Below are 3,484 nucleotides of genomic sequence, written 5' to 3'. Positions count from 1 at the left end.
TGCACAACCTCTTCGTTATCACCGGCCGTGCGACGCGAATAACCGCACCGGCCAACCTCATACGAAATTGAATGCATTCGGATGCCGGCCCGCCCCGGTACCGCTCTCGTGTAGCCCGGATCAACCGGCGGGCCGCACCGAATCCGCTGCAACAGCGATCCGGTACGCATCCGACTCAGTGGTCATAGTTCTGCCGGTCCGCCATTCGGCCCGGTGCAGGCCCATTCGGCCGGGTACTGCGGCAAGGTAAAGGTATGCAACCCCTTCGATGACGAGTCCACACTCCCTTCGATCGCCCGGACAAGAGCGTCGACCTTGTTCGATAGCGCGCCGACACAGGCGCACCGAGAGAATGTGTGTAGAACAGACCGGTCCCTCCGAACCTCACCGCAGTGCGGTGTGTGGTCCAGGCTTTCAGGTCGCTGACCCTGGAGATAAGAGCGTCGCGGCCGTCGTGAATAGGTCTCCACCACTAGCAATTTAGCAGCAATGCATCGTTGATATTGATGGTTGGGCAGGACCGGTTATCTAGTTGCGGGGGTGTCACAGTTGTGCATTAAAGCTTGACAATCGCGACGGATGCGAGATGCCGACAATTTGGACGATTCGCATTATGTGTGAGTGGAATGTCGACGCGCACTCGACGGTATGCAAAGGGGCTGCTGCACGGGGGACCGTCCAGTCCGGGATGGTGTCGATGGTGCGGCGGGAGTCCGCCGCTCGAGGTCGCCGCGGGCCGAGAGCCGAATGGCCCGCCGGTGCAGCGGATCGCGTGAATGTCGGCCCGCGCGAACGACAATCGGCAAGCGGCGCGCCAAAAGCGTGCCCGTCCGCATAGACTGCGCCCGGTTGCTCCTGTGTTGAGAGGTTTGTGGTGCGTGTGCCTGCGGGTGATGCGGTGTCCGGTCGTGGTTTCGGACGTCGTGGGTTTCTGATCGGGGCCGGTGTGCTGGCCGGGCTGGGCGGGGCGGCGGCGTTCGGCGGGGCCGCGGTGCTCGGGGGCGGTCGGCGGTCGCGGGCGGCGTTGCCCATCGGGCGGCTGGAAGACGGTGCGGCAGTACCGATCCTGGTGATCGGCGCCGGGTACGGGGGTGCGGTCGCGGCGTTGCGGCTCGCGCAGGCCGGGCACACCGTCACGATCGTCGAGCAGGGTATGGCCTGGGATACGCCCGGACCGGACGGCAAGGTGTTCTCCGGGACCGTGCCCGCTGACGGCCGGTCCTCCTGGTTGTCGACGATGACCGATCAGCCGACCGATCACCTGCTCGGGGTTCCGATCAACATGCCGATCGAGCGGTACACGGGCGTGCTCGCCGCCGAGCACTTCGGGGGTATCCGGGTGTATCAGGGCCGCGGGGTGGGCGGGGGATCGCTGGTCAACGGCGGAATGGCGGTGACGCCGCGACGCGAGTTCTTCTCCGACATCCTGCCCTCGGTCGACCCCGAGGAAATGTATGCCACCTACTATCCGCGCGCCAATGCCGCGTTGCGGGTGAACCACATCGACCCGGAATGGTTCGAGAGCGCGCAGTGCTACGAATACGCGCGGGTCGGGCGCGCATTGGCCGCGGGCGCGGGCTTTTCGACCACGTTCGTGCCCAACGTGTACGACTTCGAATACATGAAGCAGGAACAGGCCGGGACGGTGCCGCTCTCGGCGCTGAACAAGGAATCGTTGTACGGCAACAATTTCGGAAAACAGGGTTTGGACAAAACCTATCTCGCCGAGGCCGCCGCGACGGGCCGGGTGACCGTCGTTCCCCTGCACACCGTCACCGGGGTGGCCCCGGCGCCCGGCGGTTATCAGGTGCGGATGGATGAGATCGGCACCGACGGTCACACGATCGCCGCGAAATCCGTTGTCGCGCAGCGTGTGTTTTTCGCCGCGGGCAGTGTGGGCACGAGTAAACTGCTGGTCACGCAGAAGGCGACCGGGGCGTTGCCGGATCTCCCGGACTCGGTGGGGTCCGGGTGGGGCAACAACGGCAATGTGATGGCCGCCAGGCAGAATCGACTCGACGATCCGACCGGGATCAACCAGTCCACCATCACCGCCCTCGGCATCGACAACTGGAACGACCCCGCGGGCCCGGCGTTCGCCGAAATCACCTCGTTCCCGATCGGCGTCGAAACCTTCGTCAATATGCACCTGGTCATCACCAAGAATCCGAATCGTGGCGTCTTCCGGTTCGACGCGGCCACCGGCCGGGTGGAATTGGATTGGCAGACCGCGTGGAACCAGCCGAGTATCGACGCGGCCGCGCGCATCCTCGATCCGATCAACGTCAGTGCCGGCACCACCTACCGCGACGATCTGTTCGGCGGCGGCAAGATCTGGGGCGACGATTTCGCCTACCATCCGCTGGGCGGCTGCGTGCTGAACGAGTCGACCGACAACTACGGGCGTCTGACGTCGTATCCGGGCCTGTATGTCATCGACAGTTCGCTCATTCCCGGCTCGACCACGGTGAATCCCTTCGTGACGGTGACGGCGTTGGCCGAGCGCAATATCGACGCCATCATCGCCGGCGATGTGGGACGTCGCTGATCCGCTCGCTCTCCGGTATCGCTGGACAGTGTCGGGTGATTCGGCAAAGCTGCCGAGTCTTGTACGCACTACGCGGTAGCTTTGATCGCACGTGCTGATATCCGACATCGCGGTGGGACGGAAAGTTCGACATGATGCCGATAATCGTTGCGACCGTGCCGGGGCGATGAGCGATGTCGCCCGCCGCTCCGGTCGACGTGCTCGCGGCCGGGTGGTTCGATCGGATGATCGTGCTGCCCGGCAAGCTGCCGCTGGCGATCCTGCTGCTGGCCTTCGTGTGCACGTTCCTGTTCATCCGCTGCAGTGTGCGGATGATCCGGGCCGGGGTGTCCTGGTGGCCCGGCAACGTCACCCCCGGCGGCCTGCACATCCACCACATGGTGTTCGGCGTGATCTTCATGCTCGTCGCCGGGTTCGGCGTGTTCGGCCCCGCCGGTGACCGCTCGCCCTGGCTGGAACTCTGCGCGGCCCTGTTCGGGGTGGGCGCCGCCCTGGTCCTGGACGAGTTCGCCCTGATGCTGGATCTGCAGGACGTCTACTGGTCCCGGCAGGGCCGGATCTCGGTGGACGCGGTGGTGATCGCGACCGCGGTGATAGCCCTGATGCTGTTGGGCGCGACCCCCCTGGGCGTCACCGACTCGTTCCGAGGCTGGCAGTTCCTGACCCTCCTGGTCCTGTTCCACGGCGCGATGGCCCTGATAACCCTCGCCAAGGGCAAGATCTGGACAGGCATGCTGGCCCTGTTCATCCCCCTGGTAGGCGTGGTGGGCGCGGTCCGCCTGGCCCGCCCCCACTCACCCTGGGCGCGCTGGCGCTATCCCCCCGCCTCCCCGAAAGCCGAACGCGCCCAACGCCGCGAGACCGACGAACGCTGGATGAACACCCTGAAGGACACCCTCTACAACGTGTTCGCCGGCAAGCCGAGCAGCTGATCCG

The 3,484-nt window shown here is 65.4% G+C and carries 2 protein-coding genes; both read left to right on the top strand.

What is annotated here, in order from left to right; all coding sequences use genetic code 11:
- Positions 1-880: 880 nt before the first annotated feature.
- On the top strand, positions 881-2,548 hold the full coding sequence (locus tag ACWDOP_RS16555; protein ID WP_456345770.1) for a GMC oxidoreductase: 1,668 nt from the start codon (positions 881-883) through the stop codon (positions 2,546-2,548).
- Between the two features lie 173 nt (positions 2,549-2,721).
- The gene (locus ACWDOP_RS16550; protein WP_456345769.1) at positions 2,722-3,480 is read left to right on the top strand and encodes a hypothetical protein; all 759 of its coding nucleotides are present in this window, start codon (positions 2,722-2,724) and stop codon (positions 3,478-3,480) included.
- The last annotated feature ends 4 nt before the right edge of the window (positions 3,481-3,484 follow it).

It is taken from the genome of Nocardia sp. NPDC003693, assembly GCF_053981095.1.
The sequence above is the reverse complement of the archived record's forward strand: the minus strand, read 5'-3'. Positions and strand labels throughout refer to the sequence as shown.